The 14,154-nt window shown below is 63.9% G+C and carries 16 protein-coding genes and 1 pseudogene; 7 read left to right on the top strand and 10 right to left on the bottom strand.

Annotated elements, in window-relative coordinates; translation table 11 throughout:
- Nucleotides 1-21: 21 nt before the first annotated feature.
- The 7 genes from cofG to OB916_RS06825 all read right to left on the bottom strand — a co-directional run bounded on the left by cofG (nucleotide 22) and on the right by OB916_RS06825 (nucleotide 6,614).
- Complete coding sequence (gene cofG, locus OB916_RS06795) at nucleotides 22-1,113, bottom strand: 7,8-didemethyl-8-hydroxy-5-deazariboflavin synthase subunit CofG (RefSeq protein ID WP_315908538.1); 1,092 nt, start codon at nucleotides 1,111-1,113, stop codon at nucleotides 22-24.
- A gap of 79 nt (nucleotides 1,114-1,192) precedes the next feature.
- Complete coding sequence (locus OB916_RS06800) at nucleotides 1,193-2,395, bottom strand: MFS transporter (RefSeq protein WP_315908539.1); 1,203 nt, start codon at nucleotides 2,393-2,395, stop codon at nucleotides 1,193-1,195.
- A gap of 179 nt (nucleotides 2,396-2,574) precedes the next feature.
- Nucleotides 2,575-3,012 carry a GtrA family protein gene (locus OB916_RS06805; protein WP_315908540.1) on the bottom strand — a complete coding sequence of 146 codons (438 nt, stop codon included), beginning with the start codon at nucleotides 3,010-3,012 and terminating at the stop codon, nucleotides 2,575-2,577.
- 2 nt (nucleotides 3,013-3,014) lie between these two features.
- On the bottom strand, nucleotides 3,015-3,629 hold the full coding sequence (cofC, locus tag OB916_RS06810; RefSeq protein WP_315908541.1) for a 2-phospho-L-lactate guanylyltransferase: 615 nt from the start codon (nucleotides 3,627-3,629) through the stop codon (nucleotides 3,015-3,017).
- Complete coding sequence (locus OB916_RS06815) at nucleotides 3,629-4,405, bottom strand: hypothetical protein (RefSeq protein WP_315908542.1); 777 nt, start codon at nucleotides 4,403-4,405, stop codon at nucleotides 3,629-3,631. The genes cofC and OB916_RS06815 overlap by 1 nt, the downstream gene beginning before the upstream one ends.
- Nucleotides 4,383-5,561 carry a tubulin/FtsZ family protein gene (locus OB916_RS06820; RefSeq protein WP_315908543.1) on the bottom strand — a complete coding sequence of 393 codons (1,179 nt, stop codon included), beginning with the start codon at nucleotides 5,559-5,561 and terminating at the stop codon, nucleotides 4,383-4,385. Before OB916_RS06820 ends, OB916_RS06815 begins: the two co-directional genes overlap by 23 nt.
- Before the next feature lie 147 nt (nucleotides 5,562-5,708).
- Nucleotides 5,709-6,614, bottom strand: coding sequence for a complex I NDUFA9 subunit family protein (locus tag OB916_RS06825; protein ID WP_315908544.1), 906 nt, complete (start codon nucleotides 6,612-6,614; stop codon nucleotides 5,709-5,711).
- A gap of 222 nt (nucleotides 6,615-6,836) precedes the next feature.
- Between OB916_RS06825 and tmk the strand changes: the two genes are divergently transcribed.
- The 3 genes and pseudogenes from tmk to OB916_RS17005 all read left to right on the top strand — a co-directional run.
- Nucleotides 6,837-7,427: a dTMP kinase gene (tmk, locus tag OB916_RS06830; protein ID WP_315908545.1), complete on the top strand. Its 591-nt coding sequence runs from the start codon at nucleotides 6,837-6,839 to the stop codon at nucleotides 7,425-7,427.
- A 429-nt stretch (nucleotides 7,428-7,856) separates the two neighbouring features.
- Nucleotides 7,857-9,203: a S8 family peptidase gene (locus OB916_RS06835; protein WP_315908546.1), complete on the top strand. Its 1,347-nt coding sequence runs from the start codon at nucleotides 7,857-7,859 to the stop codon at nucleotides 9,201-9,203.
- A 108-nt stretch (nucleotides 9,204-9,311) separates the two neighbouring features.
- Nucleotides 9,312-9,751 (top strand): annotated as a pseudogene (locus tag OB916_RS17005) (transposase); the annotation flags it as partial.
- A 102-nt stretch (nucleotides 9,752-9,853) separates the two neighbouring features.
- Here the strand turns inward: OB916_RS17005 and OB916_RS06845 are convergent.
- Entirely contained in the window at nucleotides 9,854-10,444 is a 591-nt protein-coding gene (locus OB916_RS06845; protein ID WP_315908548.1) for an alpha/beta hydrolase, read from the bottom strand.
- 74 nt (nucleotides 10,445-10,518) lie between these two features.
- Entirely contained in the window at nucleotides 10,519-10,863 is a 345-nt protein-coding gene (locus OB916_RS06850) for a hypothetical protein (protein ID WP_315908549.1), read from the bottom strand.
- 106 nt (nucleotides 10,864-10,969) lie between these two features.
- On the opposite strand from OB916_RS06850, the gene OB916_RS06855 reads away from it, so the two are divergent.
- The 4 genes from OB916_RS06855 (at nucleotide 10,970) to purQ (ending at nucleotide 13,509) form a co-directional block, all read left to right on the top strand.
- Nucleotides 10,970-11,839, top strand: coding sequence for a PspA/IM30 family protein (locus OB916_RS06855; protein WP_315908550.1), 870 nt, complete (start codon nucleotides 10,970-10,972; stop codon nucleotides 11,837-11,839).
- 70 nt (nucleotides 11,840-11,909) lie between these two features.
- Nucleotides 11,910-12,347: a universal stress protein gene (locus OB916_RS06860; RefSeq protein ID WP_315908551.1), complete on the top strand. Its 438-nt coding sequence runs from the start codon at nucleotides 11,910-11,912 to the stop codon at nucleotides 12,345-12,347.
- Between the two features lie 177 nt (nucleotides 12,348-12,524).
- The gene (gene purS, locus OB916_RS06865) at nucleotides 12,525-12,776 is read left to right on the top strand and encodes a phosphoribosylformylglycinamidine synthase subunit PurS (protein WP_315908552.1); all 252 of its coding nucleotides are present in this window, start codon (nucleotides 12,525-12,527) and stop codon (nucleotides 12,774-12,776) included.
- Nucleotides 12,777-12,825: 49 nt separating this feature from the next.
- The gene (purQ, locus tag OB916_RS06870; RefSeq protein WP_315908553.1) at nucleotides 12,826-13,509 is read left to right on the top strand and encodes a phosphoribosylformylglycinamidine synthase I; all 684 of its coding nucleotides are present in this window, start codon (nucleotides 12,826-12,828) and stop codon (nucleotides 13,507-13,509) included.
- A gap of 427 nt (nucleotides 13,510-13,936) precedes the next feature.
- Here purQ and OB916_RS06875 read toward each other — a convergent pair whose 3' ends face one another.
- Nucleotides 13,937-14,098, bottom strand: coding sequence for a hypothetical protein (locus tag OB916_RS06875; protein ID WP_315908554.1), 162 nt, complete (start codon nucleotides 14,096-14,098; stop codon nucleotides 13,937-13,939).
- Nucleotides 14,099-14,154: the final 56 nt, after the last annotated feature.

Consider the following 14,154-nt stretch of genomic DNA (forward strand, 5'->3'; position numbering starts at 1 on the left):
TCCGCAGCCGAACCGGTACGACTACTGACCGTCGTCCAGGACGGCCCGGAACCGCTTCCCGGCGTCGGTATCGGTCTCGATCGCGGTTTCGATCCGATCGGAGCACCAGCCGTCGTCGAGATAGCGTTCGTACACCGGGAGCCGCTCCGACAGCGGGACGCCGGCCTCGGCTGCGATCTCCCTGAGCCGGTCGACGGCGGGCCAGGCGTGCTCGGGATTGATGTGGTCGTCAGTGACCGGCGAGACGCCACCCAGGTCGTCGACGCCACAGTCCAGCAACTCGGGGACGGGCGCGAGATTCGGTGGCGACTGGACGCTGACTTCCGGGGGTAGCGCGGCACGAGCCATCGCCGTCGCCCGCCGCATCGTCGCCAGATCCGGCGAGCCGCTGTCCCAGCGCTCGTTTTCGACGACCGGCTGGACGATCACTTCCTGGACGTGCCCGTGTCGCTCGTGCAACTCCCGAATGGCCAGGAGACTCTCGGCGCGGTCGCGCCAGTCCTCGCCGATCCCGACGAGGATGCCGGTCGTGAACGGCACCCCCAGCTCGCCGGCGGTCCGGATCGTCGCCAGCCGCTGGCCGGGGGACTTCGATCGCGGACCGGCGTGGGCCCGGACGTCCGCCGTCGTCTCCAGCATCACGCCCATCGAGGCGTTCACGTCCGCCACCTGGCTCATCTGCTCGCGCGTCTGATCGCCCGGGTTCGCGTGGGGCAACAGCCCCTCTTCGAGGGCGATCTCCGAGACCGCTCGCAGGTACTCGTGGATAGAATCGTATCCCCACGCTTCCAGCTGCCTGTGGATCGCTGTGTAGCGCTCGTCGGGATCATCGCCGAAAGTAAAAAGCGCCTCCGTACAGCCCGCCTCGGCGCCGGTCCGGCAGATATCCCGGACTTCCTCGGCCGATAGAAGCGAGGCCTGTCCCGGGGGGTCGTAGTAGGTGCAGTAAGTGCAGGTGTACCGACAGGCCGTCGTCAGCGGGACAAAGACGTTTCGAGCGAAGGTCAACTCGTCGGCTGCCTCGACGTCTGCCGGCGTGACCGACAGCAGGCGCTCGACCTCCTGTCGATCGATGTCGACGTTCACGCCGTGGGACTCGGCCCCTGGAATCACATCGAACGATATCCGACTCACGGGGAAAAGCGTACCGTCACTGGTCGATATTTCCGGTCTCGTGGCGACCGCCACCCCGCTACGACGATCGAGGCATCCGCGTCGTGAGGGCGACGATGAGCACCATCAGCCCGGCGAGGACGACATACCCTGCGTCGAAGTATCCCCGGTCGGCGAGCGATCCGAACGCGACCGGTCCGAGCGCTCCCAGCGACGCCGCCGTCGTCCGGACGACGCCGAGTCCCGTCCCCCGGATGTCTTCGGGAATCGCGTCGGCGAGATACGATTGCGTGATCGCCCCGGAACCGAGCATCGTGCTGACCAGCGCCGTGAGCGCGACGATCGGCCAAAAACCGTCCAGGAACGGGAGCGCGGCCAGTCCCGCGACCGGGCCGATCAACACGGAAAGCAGCGACGTGCGCATCCCGAAGCGGTCGTAGGCGGTCCCGGCGATCGGCTTCACGACGACGCCGAAGCCGAAAAACAGTGCGAAGACCGCACCTGCAACGCTTTCGGAAAACCCCTTCACTTCGACGAGATACGTCGGATAGAACCCTGTGAACGACTGCCAGACGAGGATGTAGAAGAAAAGCACGACTGTCACGAGTGCCATCGTTCGGGTGCGCAACACCGCGAACACGTCCCGCGCCAGTTCGGCCGAGATCCCGTCACGCCCCGAGTCCGTGCCGCCGTCGGGGACGACCACCCAGACGACTGTTGCGAGTACGAGAAAGACCGGAACGAGCGCACCCAGGCCGAGTTGCCAGGCGGCGCCGGCGGCGACGAATCCGATCGCGGGCGGGAGTACTGTCTGTCCGACGTCACCGGTCGCCATCGTCATCCCCAGTGCGCGCCCGACCGAATCGGGGTAGATCGACGACAGGACGGTGATGCGGGCGATCGGATACAGCGAGAGCCCGATGCCGACGAGTCCGGTCGCGAGAAAGACGACGGTCGGCCCGGGGGCCAGCACGACGGCCGTCAGCGCGGCTGCGACGACACTGAGACCGGCGGTCAGGACGCGCCGCTCGCTGTAGCGGTCGGCCAGGATCCCGCCTGGCAACTGTCCGATGGCCGAGCCGAGCCACAGGATCGTCACGAGCAGCCCCGCGACCGACAGCGAGAGCCCGTACTCCGCCCGGAAGTACGGCAACAGGACCGGGTAGGTCATCCGCGTCCCGACGAGCAGTCCCCAGCCCGACGCGATCGCGACCAGGATCCGACCGTGACCCTCGCCACGCAACGCTCCCACGGACTGCCGGACCGACTGGAGAGGATTCATCGAGGACTGACCGTTCGAACCAGTGCCTCAAAGGGCGTTCCGTTCGCCGCCCGTCTGGGAGACAAACCCACACGCCAGTATCAACGACGCCCCTGCTTTCGAGCGGCCGTGACAGCGACGATCCTTCGACGCCGGTATCGACGATCCCCGCCTTCAAGCAGGCATATCACTGCGACTGATCAGTTCCGGTGGACGCGCCAGGTGAGCAGGCTCTCGAAGGCGTAGTTGACGAAGAAGCCGACGCCGATCCCGATGGCGTTGGCGAGTGGATACCAGAGGCCCGCGACTTCCGTGAGGACGACCAGGACGGTCGTCGCAGTCGCCAGCCCGCCGAGGCGGACACCGTTCGACGTTCCCAGTCGCCGGAGCCGGGCACGGAGCGACGTCTTTCCGAACGACGAGAACGTCCACCGCTCGTTGATGACGAACATCACGAGATACGAGATCTCCGCGCCCGTCAGCTTCGAGACGACCAGCGGCAGGCCCACGACGCTGTGAAAGACGACGAGCAGCGACATGTCGACGCTCGCGCCGATCGTCCCGACCGCGATGAACTGCAGGAGCCGGTCGGCTGTGGCCAGACTGCGGAGTCGGTCTCGGAACGGGATCGAGAGCATATTCATTCACTTCTTTCCACGGTCGCTCGTCCGCCGGAGACCGTCACGCTGACAGCGTGATCTCGGAGCCAGCCGGCCGTCTCGCCCTCGCCGTGGAGCAACACCTCGACCAGGTCGGTCGGTTCGTCGACGTCCGTCGCGAGCCGAAACGAGTCGATAGCGGTCGTTTCGGTCCCGATATCGGCGGCCCGCTCGCGATGATCGCGGATCGAGACGCCGTGGTAGTCCACGCGAAAGTCGGGGTGGCGCGCGAGGACGACGTTCGTCCCGCCACCACGCCCTGCCACGAAGACGACCTCGCCGTCGGCTTCGAAGACTCGGTCCAGCGCTTCGGGAGTCGCCAGTGCGAGATCCGCCATGACCACTGCCACGGCCCCGTCACGATCCGCAAGCACCGCGTTGACGGCGTCACTCAACGGCTGATCGTCGACGCGGACGGGCCACTCGGCGTCGAGATCGGCCGTCGACAGGACAGTCGGCTCGTGACCCGTCTTCGCGATCGCTGTACAGACGGTCTCGAGCATCACACGCGCGAACTCGCGACGCTCGTTGGAGTCGAGAACGGGGGAAAGACGGGTTTTCGGCTCGCGAGCGTCGAACGGGACGACGACGTGCATTACCGGAGCTTGTCGTAGTCGTCCCGCTGGCTGCGATAGTAGTAGATGCCGCCACCGATCAGCGCGATGAGGACGAGCACGCCGACACCGTACAGGAGGAGTCGCATCGTGTCCTGGGACTGGGAGGCGTTCTTGGCGGTCTGTTCGGCGTCCTCAGCGTTGCTGACCGCCCGGTCGAATTCGCCCTCGTTGAACCAGTCGATCGCGTTCTGCAGGTCAGATTCCGCGTCGGCGCTGTCCGCGTCGTTGACGGCTGCTTCGGCACTCTCGATGGTCTGGCGTGCGTTCCGGCTCTCCTCGGTGTAGTGGTGTACTTCGGCAGTTTCGATGGCGCTTTCGCCGTCACCGATCATTTTTATCAGCTCGGCAGCCTCGAACGACTGCGGTGGCTGATAGGAGAACGTCTCGACTGCGGGCGCGTCGCCGGTTATCGAGACGGTGATCGACTCGAAGTTATCGCTGTCGGAGACCTCGAGTTCGAACTCCGATTCGCCTTCGTAGCTCTCCTCGACGGCTGTCCCGTTCGGGTAGGTCTGGGTCACCTGCCAGCCCGTGACGTTCTCAAGCTGAGTCGCTCCCCGGAGCGTCCAGTCGCTGTCGGGTTCATACAGCTCTGTGATCGTGACTTCGACAGTGACCTCCTCGCCGACCTGCGCCTCGTCCGGCGCGGAGATATCAGACGCCTCTACAGCCGCGGCAGTGCCGACGACTGCCGCCGCCGCGATCAAAAGCGCTACCAGTGCCGCCGTACCCTTAGAAGAGGGGATCGAGTTCATCTTCATCGTCTTCGACCAACTGCTCTAAGTTTTCTTCGCTTTCGGCGCGGATCTCGTCGATGTTCTCCTGGGCCTCGATGGCCACCTGCTGGAGTTCCTTGATGCGCGGGACGTTGTGGACGCCCGACAGCAGGATGACGCTGGCCACGTACGAGGAATCGGAGACGGGATAGTCCCCACCACGGACCTCCATGCTGCCGGTCTGTTCTTCGAGCCACTTGCGACCGCGCTCGATTCCCTTCCGGTTGAGCTGCGTTGGTGGTCCCGACAGCACGAGTAGCGCGCGCTCTGCCCCGTCGATTTCACAGGGCAGCGTCAGTCGGCCGAGTGCGGCCTTCCGGACCAGTGACGTGATCCGGTTGGTCGTGTTCGCCGCGTCCATACTGTCGCTTGCGCCGTCACTCTTGAACCGCGAGAGCAGCCCGCTGCTCGAATCGTCGGTTACCTGCTCGGCAGCGTAGCCGACCGTCGAGACGCCGCCTGAGGCGAGCGTGTTGACGATCTCGCTGGAGTCGACGACGCTCTCGGCGACTTCACTGCCGCCGGTGACCTCGCCCGCGCCGAAGAGGATCCCGAACCGTTTGACGATCTCGTCGTTGATCTCCTCGTAGCCGCTCTCCATGGACTCGCCGGTCTTGCGCCAGGCGTCGTTGTCGAACACCAGCAGGTTGTCGACCTCGCGGACGAACGTCTGGAAGGACCGTGCGGCGTTGAGCGTGTAGATCCCACCCTCGTCGCTAGAGGGCAGGATTCCCAGGCCGTACACCGGCTCGGTGTAGATCCGCTTGAGGTGTTTCGCCAGGACCGGCGATCCACCCGACCCGGTTCCACCACCGAGACCGGCGATAATGAGGAACGCGTCGATCTCGTGGACCGGGATGTTGTCGATGACGCTCTGGACCTCGTCGATGTCCTCCTCGGCGATCTCCGCGCCGAGTTCGTTGTCGGCGCCCACGCCGTGACCTTTCACGCGTGTCTGGCCGATCAATACCCGATTCTCCTCCGGAACGCGTTCGAGCCCAAGCAGGTCAGCCTTCGCCGTGTTGACCGCCACGGCCGAGCGGACGATTCCGCTTCCTGTCCGATCGTCGTACTCTAGGAACTTGTCGACGATCTTCCCGCCGGCCTGCCCGAAGCCAATCATCGCGAGCTTCATAGCTGTCTCTCGACGCGAAAAGAAACGTATAACCATTAAAAGCCTTGTGCCCGACTATCATTTCTAAGAACAGCGATAGTGTGTAAATAACACACAACGAGGTAAGAGAGGCTTAACTGACATGATCGCGGAGTCACGGCTCAGGAATCAGTCGCTCTCGAGATACTCCGCGAACGTGGTCAGCGCCCCGGGGTCGATCCCGAACGCGTCGAGGTCGTTGTCGTCGGTCGTATTGTCGAACTGCAACGATCGGTACTGGTCGGCCCCCATCGGGAAGCCGGGAACGACGCCGAGCGTCTTCAGTCCGATGCCGGCCAGCCCCATCGGGAGGTTGACGATCTTGATCGAGCGGCCCTCGCTCTCGTAGACCAGTTCCGTGATCTCCCGGAGCGTCAGCACCTCCGGGCCGCCGAGTTCGTAGGTCTCGCCCGCGTGTGCCTCGTCGACGACCGCGTCGGCGAGCATCGGGGCTAGGTCGCCGACCCAGATCGGCTGGAATCGCGTGTGCGTCCCGCCGCCAGGGAGCGGATAGATCGGCACGCCCGGCGCGAACAGCTTCTTCAGACGCTTGGTGAAGCTGACGAACTCTCCACCCTCGCCGAAGATGACCGACGGCCGGACGATCGTCCACTCCAGGTCCGACTCCCGAACGACTTCTTCGGCGCGTCCTTTCGCCCGGATGTAGTGTGTCGGGCCGTTGGGGTCGGCACCGAGCGCGCTCATCTGGAGGATCCGATCGACGCCCGCCTCTTCAGCGGCTGTGACGACGTTTTCGGTGCCGCCGAGATGGATCCGTTCGTGCATCCTGTCGCCACCGCTGGGCGTGAAAAGCGGGGATAGCGCCACGAGGTTGACCACGCCGTTGACGTCCTCGAACGCGCCGTCCAGCGAATCGGGATCAGTCACGTCGCCACGGACGGTCTCGACATCGTCGGGTAACACCGACGGGTCCGGATCCCGGGAGAGGCTCACCACGTCGTGGTTGCGATCGGTCAGTTCGGCGCACAGGTGACGGCCGACGAAGCCGTCACCGCCGGTTACGAGGACGCGCATGTCGATATACAAGGTCGGATCCTTGATAAATCCCTGCCGCAACCGGTTCGGTCGCCGGGCGTTGAAACCGTCCACGGATGTGACCGCCCGGGCTGATAGTGATTACTGTAACGATTTACCGGTGCGACCGCACTACATCGTGCGGTCGACCTGGAACAGACTTACAGTACTCACTACGAGGGCAAGCGCGGCGTTTACGGGCCGGGGCCGCGAGGTGCGGATATGCTCGTCACGCTGGAAGGAATCGACGGCAGCGGCAAAACGAGTGCCTGGGAGGCGCTTCGAGACGCCGGGCTGGGCGTCGAGACGACGTTCACGCGCGAACCGACCGAGTCGTGGTACGGCGAGGCCGTCGCCCGCTCGATCGCCGACGACGACGCCGATCCGCTCGCCGAACTGTTCCTCTACACGGCCGATCACGCCGACCACCTCTCGCGCGTCGTCCGGCCCGCGCTCGACCGGGGCGATGTCGTGATCTCCGACCGCTACGCCGACTCACGGTACGCCTACCAGGGTGCGACGCTTTCTGACCACCCCGAACTGGATGATCCGCTCGCGTTCGTCCGCGAGATCCACGACCCCTGGACGCGCCCGCCGGATCTGACGATCTATCTGGACGTCTCGCCGGCCGTCGGAGCCGAGCGAGCGGGTGCGACCAACAAGTTCGAACAGACGGACTATCTCCGGTCGGTCGCCGCAAACTACGAACGGCTAATCGAGACCGAGCCCGATCGGTTCGTCCGGATCGACGCCGAACGGCCGCCCGACACCGTCCGGCAGGATGTCCTCGAGACCGTCCGCGAACGGCTCTGATTGCCGAGCCCAGCTTTCTCTCCATACATTTGCGAGGGAAGGTGAGCCCACGTCAAAGAAGGTCTCCTGCTATGGTCTGTGCGAGAACGGTCGTTAGTTCCGGTCGAATGGAGGGTACTCTGAGAGGTCCTAGAGGCTTCGGTCTCGTCTGTCCGCAGATGAATCTGGCAGGCGAGCGTCATCAACTGCGTAATGACTTGGATGTCTCCCTCGAAGAACCAGCTGAGACGATAGACGAGTTCGGCTTCGGTCTTTGACTGGTCGTCGTGTCCTGCGCTCGCCTCTGGTCCCGACTTTCCCCTTAGACCGCTTGATTTTCTGAACTCCCAGACGACCACGATAATGATCGCCTCGATGTGAAGCCTGTTCTACCGGAAAGATTGGCCCCCATACATAACGCTTATGCCCACATGATTCTCAAGTGACATCATGGTACACAGTACCAGACGAGACGTTCTCAAGATAAGCGGAGCATTGCTCGGGGGGATCGCGGTCGGGACTACGGTTACGGCGGCGACTTCGACGGACCGGTTCATCGTCCAAACCAAGGGGCGCGGGTTGCCGAAGAGCATCGAGGTGGTCCACGAGATGCCGGGGACCGACCTGGCAGCCGTTTCCGGAACTGAGGGAGCGCTGCAGTCGTCGAGGGGGGTGCGAGGATTCGCGCCGGACGTCGAGTTCGAACTGAACGAGCCGCCGGTGAACGCGGAGGTGCCGTCCTTCGACGCCTCGGACTACGAGGGCCAGCCCGGTGACTTCCTGCAGTGGGACAAGGCTGCCCTGAACGTCCCAGTGGCCCACGAGACGACAGAGGGTGAAGGCACACGCGTCGCCGTCATCGATTCCGGCGTACTGGAGACCCACCCGGACCTCGCCGGACCGCTGAACCTCGATCTCTCGCGGAACTTCACCGACGACGGCGGCGACCACAATCCCGTCGGCGGCGACGACCACGGCACCCACGTCGCTGGCATCGTCGCCGCAGACAACGGGGGCGGTATAGGGGTCAACGGCACGGCACCAAAGACCGACCTGGTGGACTGCCGCGTGTTCTCCGGGCCGACCGCGTCGTTCGCTGACATCCTCGCGGCGGTCGTCTACAGCGCGAACATCGACGCGGACGTGGCGAATCTCTCGCTGGGGGCGTATCCGGTCCCGCGGCAGGGCCTCGGCGAGTTCTATGGGAAGGTGCTCAACAGCGCGATGACCTACGCGAACAAGGAGGGAACCCTGCTGGTCATCGCTGCCGGGAACGACAGCGCCGACCTCCAGCACGACAAGAACTTCATCAGCCTGCCGAACGAGGGGGCACAGGCGCTGTCGGTATCTGCGACCGGCCCAATCGGCTACGGCTGGGACGCCGATGGCGACGGCGAGGTGACGGATCTCGCCGCCCCGCCTGAGAGCCCGGCGTTCTACACGAACTACGGCACCAACGCCGTCACACTCGCTGCGCCGGGCGGTGATGCTGACTCCGACGCCATTGGAACCGGCGTTCCGTGGTTCAACGACCTCGTATTCAATACGGTGTTTACCTATGAGGACACCGACGGCGACGACGAACCCGATACCCAGGTGCCCGGCTACGGCTGGAAGGCCGGCACTTCGATGGCCGCGCCGAACGTCGCCGGCGCCGCGGCGCTGGTCAAGAGCGCGAACCCGAACTACAACGCCAGCCAAGTCGAGTCAGCGCTCAAGCGAGCCGCCGATGTCCCCAAGGGTTACGACAAGACGTTCTACGGCAGCGGCTACCTGAACCTCCTCGACGCGCTGTAGGGGAACGGCGACGCGTTTTCCGGACCGCGTCGACGACCACCGCTTTTTCGACGGTACCGTCCCGGCTCTGGACCCGCCTGACATCGAGCAGGTCGGGATGAACCGTCGCTTGCTAGCCTTCCGTTCGCCAAGTTGTGAGAATTCATCTCGTATAAGGCGGCGTGGTTGGGGATTCCATCAGACGATGTTGACCCGGAGTATACGAGTCAGCGATGCCCGCGTACTGCGTGTCAGCATACAGAGCGGGCAAATCGGCACAAGAAGCGGTTCAAGTGCCGTGAATGTGGTTCCAGGACCATGCAGATAGGAAAGCGGCGGTGTGCGTTGTGCAGGAGTGGCTGGACGAGCAGTATGGAACTGTGCCGTCTCTCGACACCCTTCCACGCGTGTGAACGGTGAGACGGGCGGCATCGGGGGCTGGTGGAGGCCCCGACTCTCACGGACCCAGCTCGGGTTCGGGTGTTGACCGACACGGAACGTCGGCGCACGACTCTCAGAGTCAAGCGCGGGGGGAATTCAAGTCCGTTGCCTCAGCAGTGCCGGAGTAAACACGGACGCCCCGCGCCACCGTGCGCGGGGTACTTCACAGATGCGGTGAACGGAATCGCTATGGATAGATTGTGAGTCGTGAGTGCCAAGTCCGATCGCCGCTATGCGAGTTCGCTTGCTAGCCACGACGCGACCGTCTCGGCGATCCGGTCGCGCTGGCCGGCGAAGAAGTGGTCGCCGCCGACGCGTTCGACGGTGGCACCGCGCTCACGAGCGGCTTCGAGGACGTGTCGCCACTTGACGGTCTCGTCGCGCTCGCCGACAACCACCTGCAGCGGCACGTCGACGTCGCCGACGGCCGCCGCGACGTCGCGATCGCCGACCGTCGCCGCGGGCGCGAGCACCGAGAGCGCGTCGGGTCCGCCCTCGGGTGCGGCCAGGATCGCGACCCCGCCGCCGAAACTGTAGCCGAACAGCCCGACGCGATCGTATCGATCGCGCGCCCATCGACAGACGGCGACCGCATCGGTTACCTCACCACGCCCGTCGTCCCAGGGCCCGTAATCGAACCGTAGCGTCGCAATCGACCGCTCCCCGAGCGCGTCGGCGACGCTGGTCAATCGGCTGTCGGCTCTCGAACCGCCCTGCCGTGGATGCGGCGGGCACGCGACGACGATCGACTCTGGGTTCTCGGGGCCGTCTCTGACGGCACGAACGTCGCGACCACCCGGTATCGGAACGCGATCGGCCATACGGATGCCTTGCCTTCGTCGCGCTTCAATCCGACGGCGTGCCGACTATCGTTCCGAACGTATCGCCGGCAGTATCAGACGTTCCGTTCGATGCGCCGGAGTTCGGACGCCAGCGATTCGAGCCCTGCCTGTGGGGATTGCTCGCGTGAGAGGACGGCGTTGACGTGCGTCGCAATCGACGAGGCCTGGCTCTCCCAGACAGAGGTGTAGGGGCCTGGCAGCGCGTGTTCGCCGACGAGTCGAAGCATCTCCGCGTGTACACCCAGCGTCTCGTCGGCTGCAGCGGAGTCGAACACGTCTTTCCGGGGAAGAAGCCATCCTTCGGTTCGCAGGAGATGTTGCTGGAACCCGGGGCTCGCCATCGCCTGCAGGACGCGAGTGATCGGAACGGCACTCGCACAGATGTTCGCCACTCTCACTGTCTGGGTCGTTTTCCCGCTGGCGCTGAGCTACTGGCGGTTCGAGCACGCACAGCTCGGCTGATCGTGTAAGAGATTTAAGGGTGGCCACCCCCAAACGACGAGCATGGGAATCATCTCGCGCGCGTCGTATATCATCCGGTCGAAGGTCAACAGCCTCCTCAACCGGGCTGAAGACCCGGCTGAGACACTCGATTACTCCTACGAACAGCTCCGCGATCAGCTACAGGACGTCAAACAGGGGATCGCCGATCTGACGACTCAGAAGAAGCGTCTGGAGATCCAGAAGCGCCGTCTCGAACAGAACGTCGAAAAACACAACGACCAGGCTCGCGAGGCGGTCAGACAGGATCGCGAAGATCTGGCCCGGAAAGCCCTCGAGAAGAAAAAACAGAAGATGAACCAGATCGAGCAACTGGAGACTCAGATCAGCGACCTCCAGCAACAGCAGGACCGACTCGTCGAGCAGAAAAACACCCTGCAGAGCCGGATCGAGGAATTCCGGACCAAAAAGGAGACCATGAAGGCGCGCTACGAGGCCGCCGAAGCGTCCTCGAAGGTCAGCGAGGCGATGACCGGTGCCGGCGACGAGTTCGAGGACGTCGGGCGTGCGATCGAACGGGCCGAGGAGCGCACCGAAGACATGGAGGCACGCGCCCAGGCGATGGACGAACTCCAGGAGACGGGTGCGTTCGAGGACGTCATCTCCGACAAGGACCAGATCGATCGAGAACTGGAGCAACTGGGCACCGACAGCGAAGTCGAGTCCGAACTGGAGACGCTCAAATCCGAGATGGGCGACTCCGAGGCCGAAACGGAGTCGGCCGACAGCACTGCTGCGTCTCCGGGTGAAGACGGGGCCGGCGATGAAGCGGCGGCTGACGTCGAAGACGTCGACGTCGAGGCGGAGATCAATCAGTCGGAAGTCGAATCCGAACTCGAGGACCTCAAAGAGGAAGAGACCGAGTCGACGTAGCGGAGACCGGGAGACACCCGAGTGGCATGTTCACGTACAACTATGATGGGGGCGCCCGAATAGGTGGGTGATGTACGATCACATCCTCGTGCCGACCGACGGGAGCAAGGGGACCGCGAAGTCGATCGATCACGCGAGCGCGATCGCCCGGAACAACGACGCACTCGTCCACGTCCTCTACGTGATCGACGAGCGCCTCTACCGTGCGGCCTCGAAAGACGCCAAAGACGAGGTCATCGCGTCGCTGGAGGAAGAGGGCGACCGGGCGATCGAAGACGCCGTCACCCGGATCGAAGACCACGGCGCGGAGGTCACCACTGAGCGACTGCGCGGGATCCCTTACAAGTCGATCCTGGAGTACACCGACGAGGAGCCGATCGACATGATCGTGATGGGGACGCACGGCCGCACGGGACGCGATCGGATCGCGACGCTGGGCAGCGTCACCGAGCGCGTCGTCAAGAACGCCGACGTGCCGGTGCTCGTGGTCGACATCGACGGAGAGTGACGGTGGCCGGTTTGACGTCCTCCACACGACTGAAGTCGTGGGCTTTCTCCTGTATTTCTGTAACCACGCACCGGTGCGACCGCCCGTCCTGCGGTGGTCGACCGAGTACCGACTTGCACCGATCGCTGTGACGCCGATCCACAAGCGTTTTCTCCCGACGACACGGCCGATTCAGTAATGACTGGCTACACTGCGACGGTGACAGTGCGCCTCAAGAGCGGGGTGCTGGATCCGGAAGCCGAGACGACCCAGCAGGCGCTAGAGCGACTCGGGTTCGAACTGGAGGACCTCCGGTCGGCCGATCGCTTCGAGATCGACCTCGATGCGGCGTCGGCGACCGACGCGCGCGAGCGTGCCGAGGAGATGGCCGAGCGTCTGCTCGCGAATCCGACGATCCACGACTACGAGGTCGACGTGACGGAACGATGACGCGCCCGACGAAGACACTCCTCGACGACGCTCCTGTGGGGTGGCCGCGATGACGGTCGCCGTGGTTCAGTTCGGCGGGAGCAACTGCGACCGGGACACCGTCCAGGCGCTGGAATCGCTCGGAATCGAGGCCGAGCGCGTCTGGCACGAAGATGGCTTGCCCGCGGACGTCGAGGGGATCGTCCTGCCGGGCGGGTTCTCCTACGGCGACTACCTCCGGGCCGGCGCGATGGCCGCCCACTCGCCGATTATGGACGAGGTCCGGGACGCGGCCGTGGCTGGCACGCCCGTGCTCGGGATCTGCAACGGGGCCCAGATCGGCTGTGAGGCCTCGTTGACTCCCGGTGCGTTCACGACCAACGAGAGTGCCCGCTTCCAGTGCGAACACGTCCACGTCCGGGTCGAGAACGCCGACACGCCCTGGACGCGACAGTACGAGGAGGGCGACGTGATCGAACTCCCGATCGCCCACGGCGAGGGACGATTCGAGATCGACGACGATCGCCTGGAGACGCTCGAAGACGAGGGGCGCGTGCTCTTCCGGTACTGCGAAGCCGACGGGACCGTCACGCCAGAAGCGAATCCCAACGGCTCGAAACACAGCATCGCGGGCGTCACGGGCGAGGAAGGTGATCACGTCGCCGTCCTGATGCCCCACCCCGAGCGGGCGACGCTCGCGGACATCGGCGTTACTGACGGACAGGGTGTCCTCGAAGGCTTCCGGGCGGACTAGGGGCTCCCTTTCATACTGCTGTCTGCACATTCGTAAAGATATTCGACACCTCGGGGGCCGAATTCTTTCGAACTGTCACAGCCAGCAGTACCAGATTGGGGTCGGTGGTGATTTGACATCCCCCCGGCGCTGAAGTGCGAGGCTTCCATCTCGAAATTTTCGAAAGTAGCGTGTTGAGATAAAAAGTCCTTCTATAAGGAGAACAGCGTGAGTACCCCGACTCATCGTGGTCGGAGGTGAAGCGTCACTCCATTCATCAATCTAACAAATCTACCCGGACCAGTCGATGCTGAAGCTTCAACAGGTATAGGGCCAGTTGGTATAACGATGGACCTGGAAAACTGCACTATTCTATGGGAAGATGAAATTGCTGTAGGATCAGGGGAAGCTGACACAACAACGTGATTTATCAATGAATGAAGAAACATCACTTGCCTTCGCTGGTGTGCAATTGACCATTATCGGATTTCTGGTTGTGAGTGAGAGTAACGATGCCGTTTGGCCAACAGTTGGATTCATAACCATCGTTGTTGGAACGGGTCTTGTCGGGCGTGCCGTTGCGAGGCCGGTCGTCCGTTCGCTCTGGCATCCATCCGACGATTGAATAGTCATCATAACGGTTGTCAATCGGCACGCCGTATACTT

This window comes from Halapricum hydrolyticum, assembly GCF_025517535.1.
Lineage (GTDB): Archaea > Halobacteriota > Halobacteria > Halobacteriales > Haloarculaceae > Halapricum > Halapricum hydrolyticum.

What these genes read in the sequence shown, in the direction of transcription:
- OB916_RS06800 (WP_315908539.1), bottom strand. Translation starts at nt 2,395, where the DNA reads ATGAATCCTCTCCAGTCGGTCCGGCAGTCCGTGGGAGCGTTGCGTGGC.
- OB916_RS06805 (WP_315908540.1), bottom strand. Translation starts at nt 3,012, where the DNA reads ATGCTCTCGATCCCGTTCCGAGACCGACTCCGCAGTCTGGCCACAGCC.
- cofC (WP_315908541.1), bottom strand. Translation starts at nt 3,629, where the DNA reads ATGCACGTCGTCGTCCCGTTCGACGCTCGCGAGCCGAAAACCCGTCTT.
- OB916_RS06815 (WP_315908542.1), bottom strand. Translation starts at nt 4,405, where the DNA reads ATGAACTCGATCCCCTCTTCTAAGGGTACGGCGGCACTGGTAGCGCTT.
- OB916_RS06820 (WP_315908543.1), bottom strand. Translation starts at nt 5,561, where the DNA reads ATGAAGCTCGCGATGATTGGCTTCGGGCAGGCCGGCGGGAAGATCGTC.
- OB916_RS06825 (WP_315908544.1), bottom strand. Translation starts at nt 6,614, where the DNA reads ATGCGCGTCCTCGTAACCGGCGGTGACGGCTTCGTCGGCCGTCACCTG.
- tmk (WP_315908545.1), top strand. Translation starts at nt 6,837, where the DNA reads ATGCTCGTCACGCTGGAAGGAATCGACGGCAGCGGCAAAACGAGTGCC.
- OB916_RS06835 (WP_315908546.1), top strand. Translation starts at nt 7,857, where the DNA reads ATGGTACACAGTACCAGACGAGACGTTCTCAAGATAAGCGGAGCATTG.
- OB916_RS06845 (WP_315908548.1), bottom strand. Translation starts at nt 10,444, where the DNA reads ATGGCCGATCGCGTTCCGATACCGGGTGGTCGCGACGTTCGTGCCGTC.
- OB916_RS06855 (WP_315908550.1), top strand. Translation starts at nt 10,970, where the DNA reads ATGGGAATCATCTCGCGCGCGTCGTATATCATCCGGTCGAAGGTCAAC.
- OB916_RS06860 (WP_315908551.1), top strand. Translation starts at nt 11,910, where the DNA reads ATGTACGATCACATCCTCGTGCCGACCGACGGGAGCAAGGGGACCGCG.
- purS (WP_315908552.1), top strand. Translation starts at nt 12,525, where the DNA reads ATGACTGGCTACACTGCGACGGTGACAGTGCGCCTCAAGAGCGGGGTG.
- purQ (WP_315908553.1), top strand. Translation starts at nt 12,826, where the DNA reads ATGACGGTCGCCGTGGTTCAGTTCGGCGGGAGCAACTGCGACCGGGAC.
- OB916_RS06875 (WP_315908554.1), bottom strand. Translation starts at nt 14,098, where the DNA reads ATGCCAGAGCGAACGGACGACCGGCCTCGCAACGGCACGCCCGACAAG.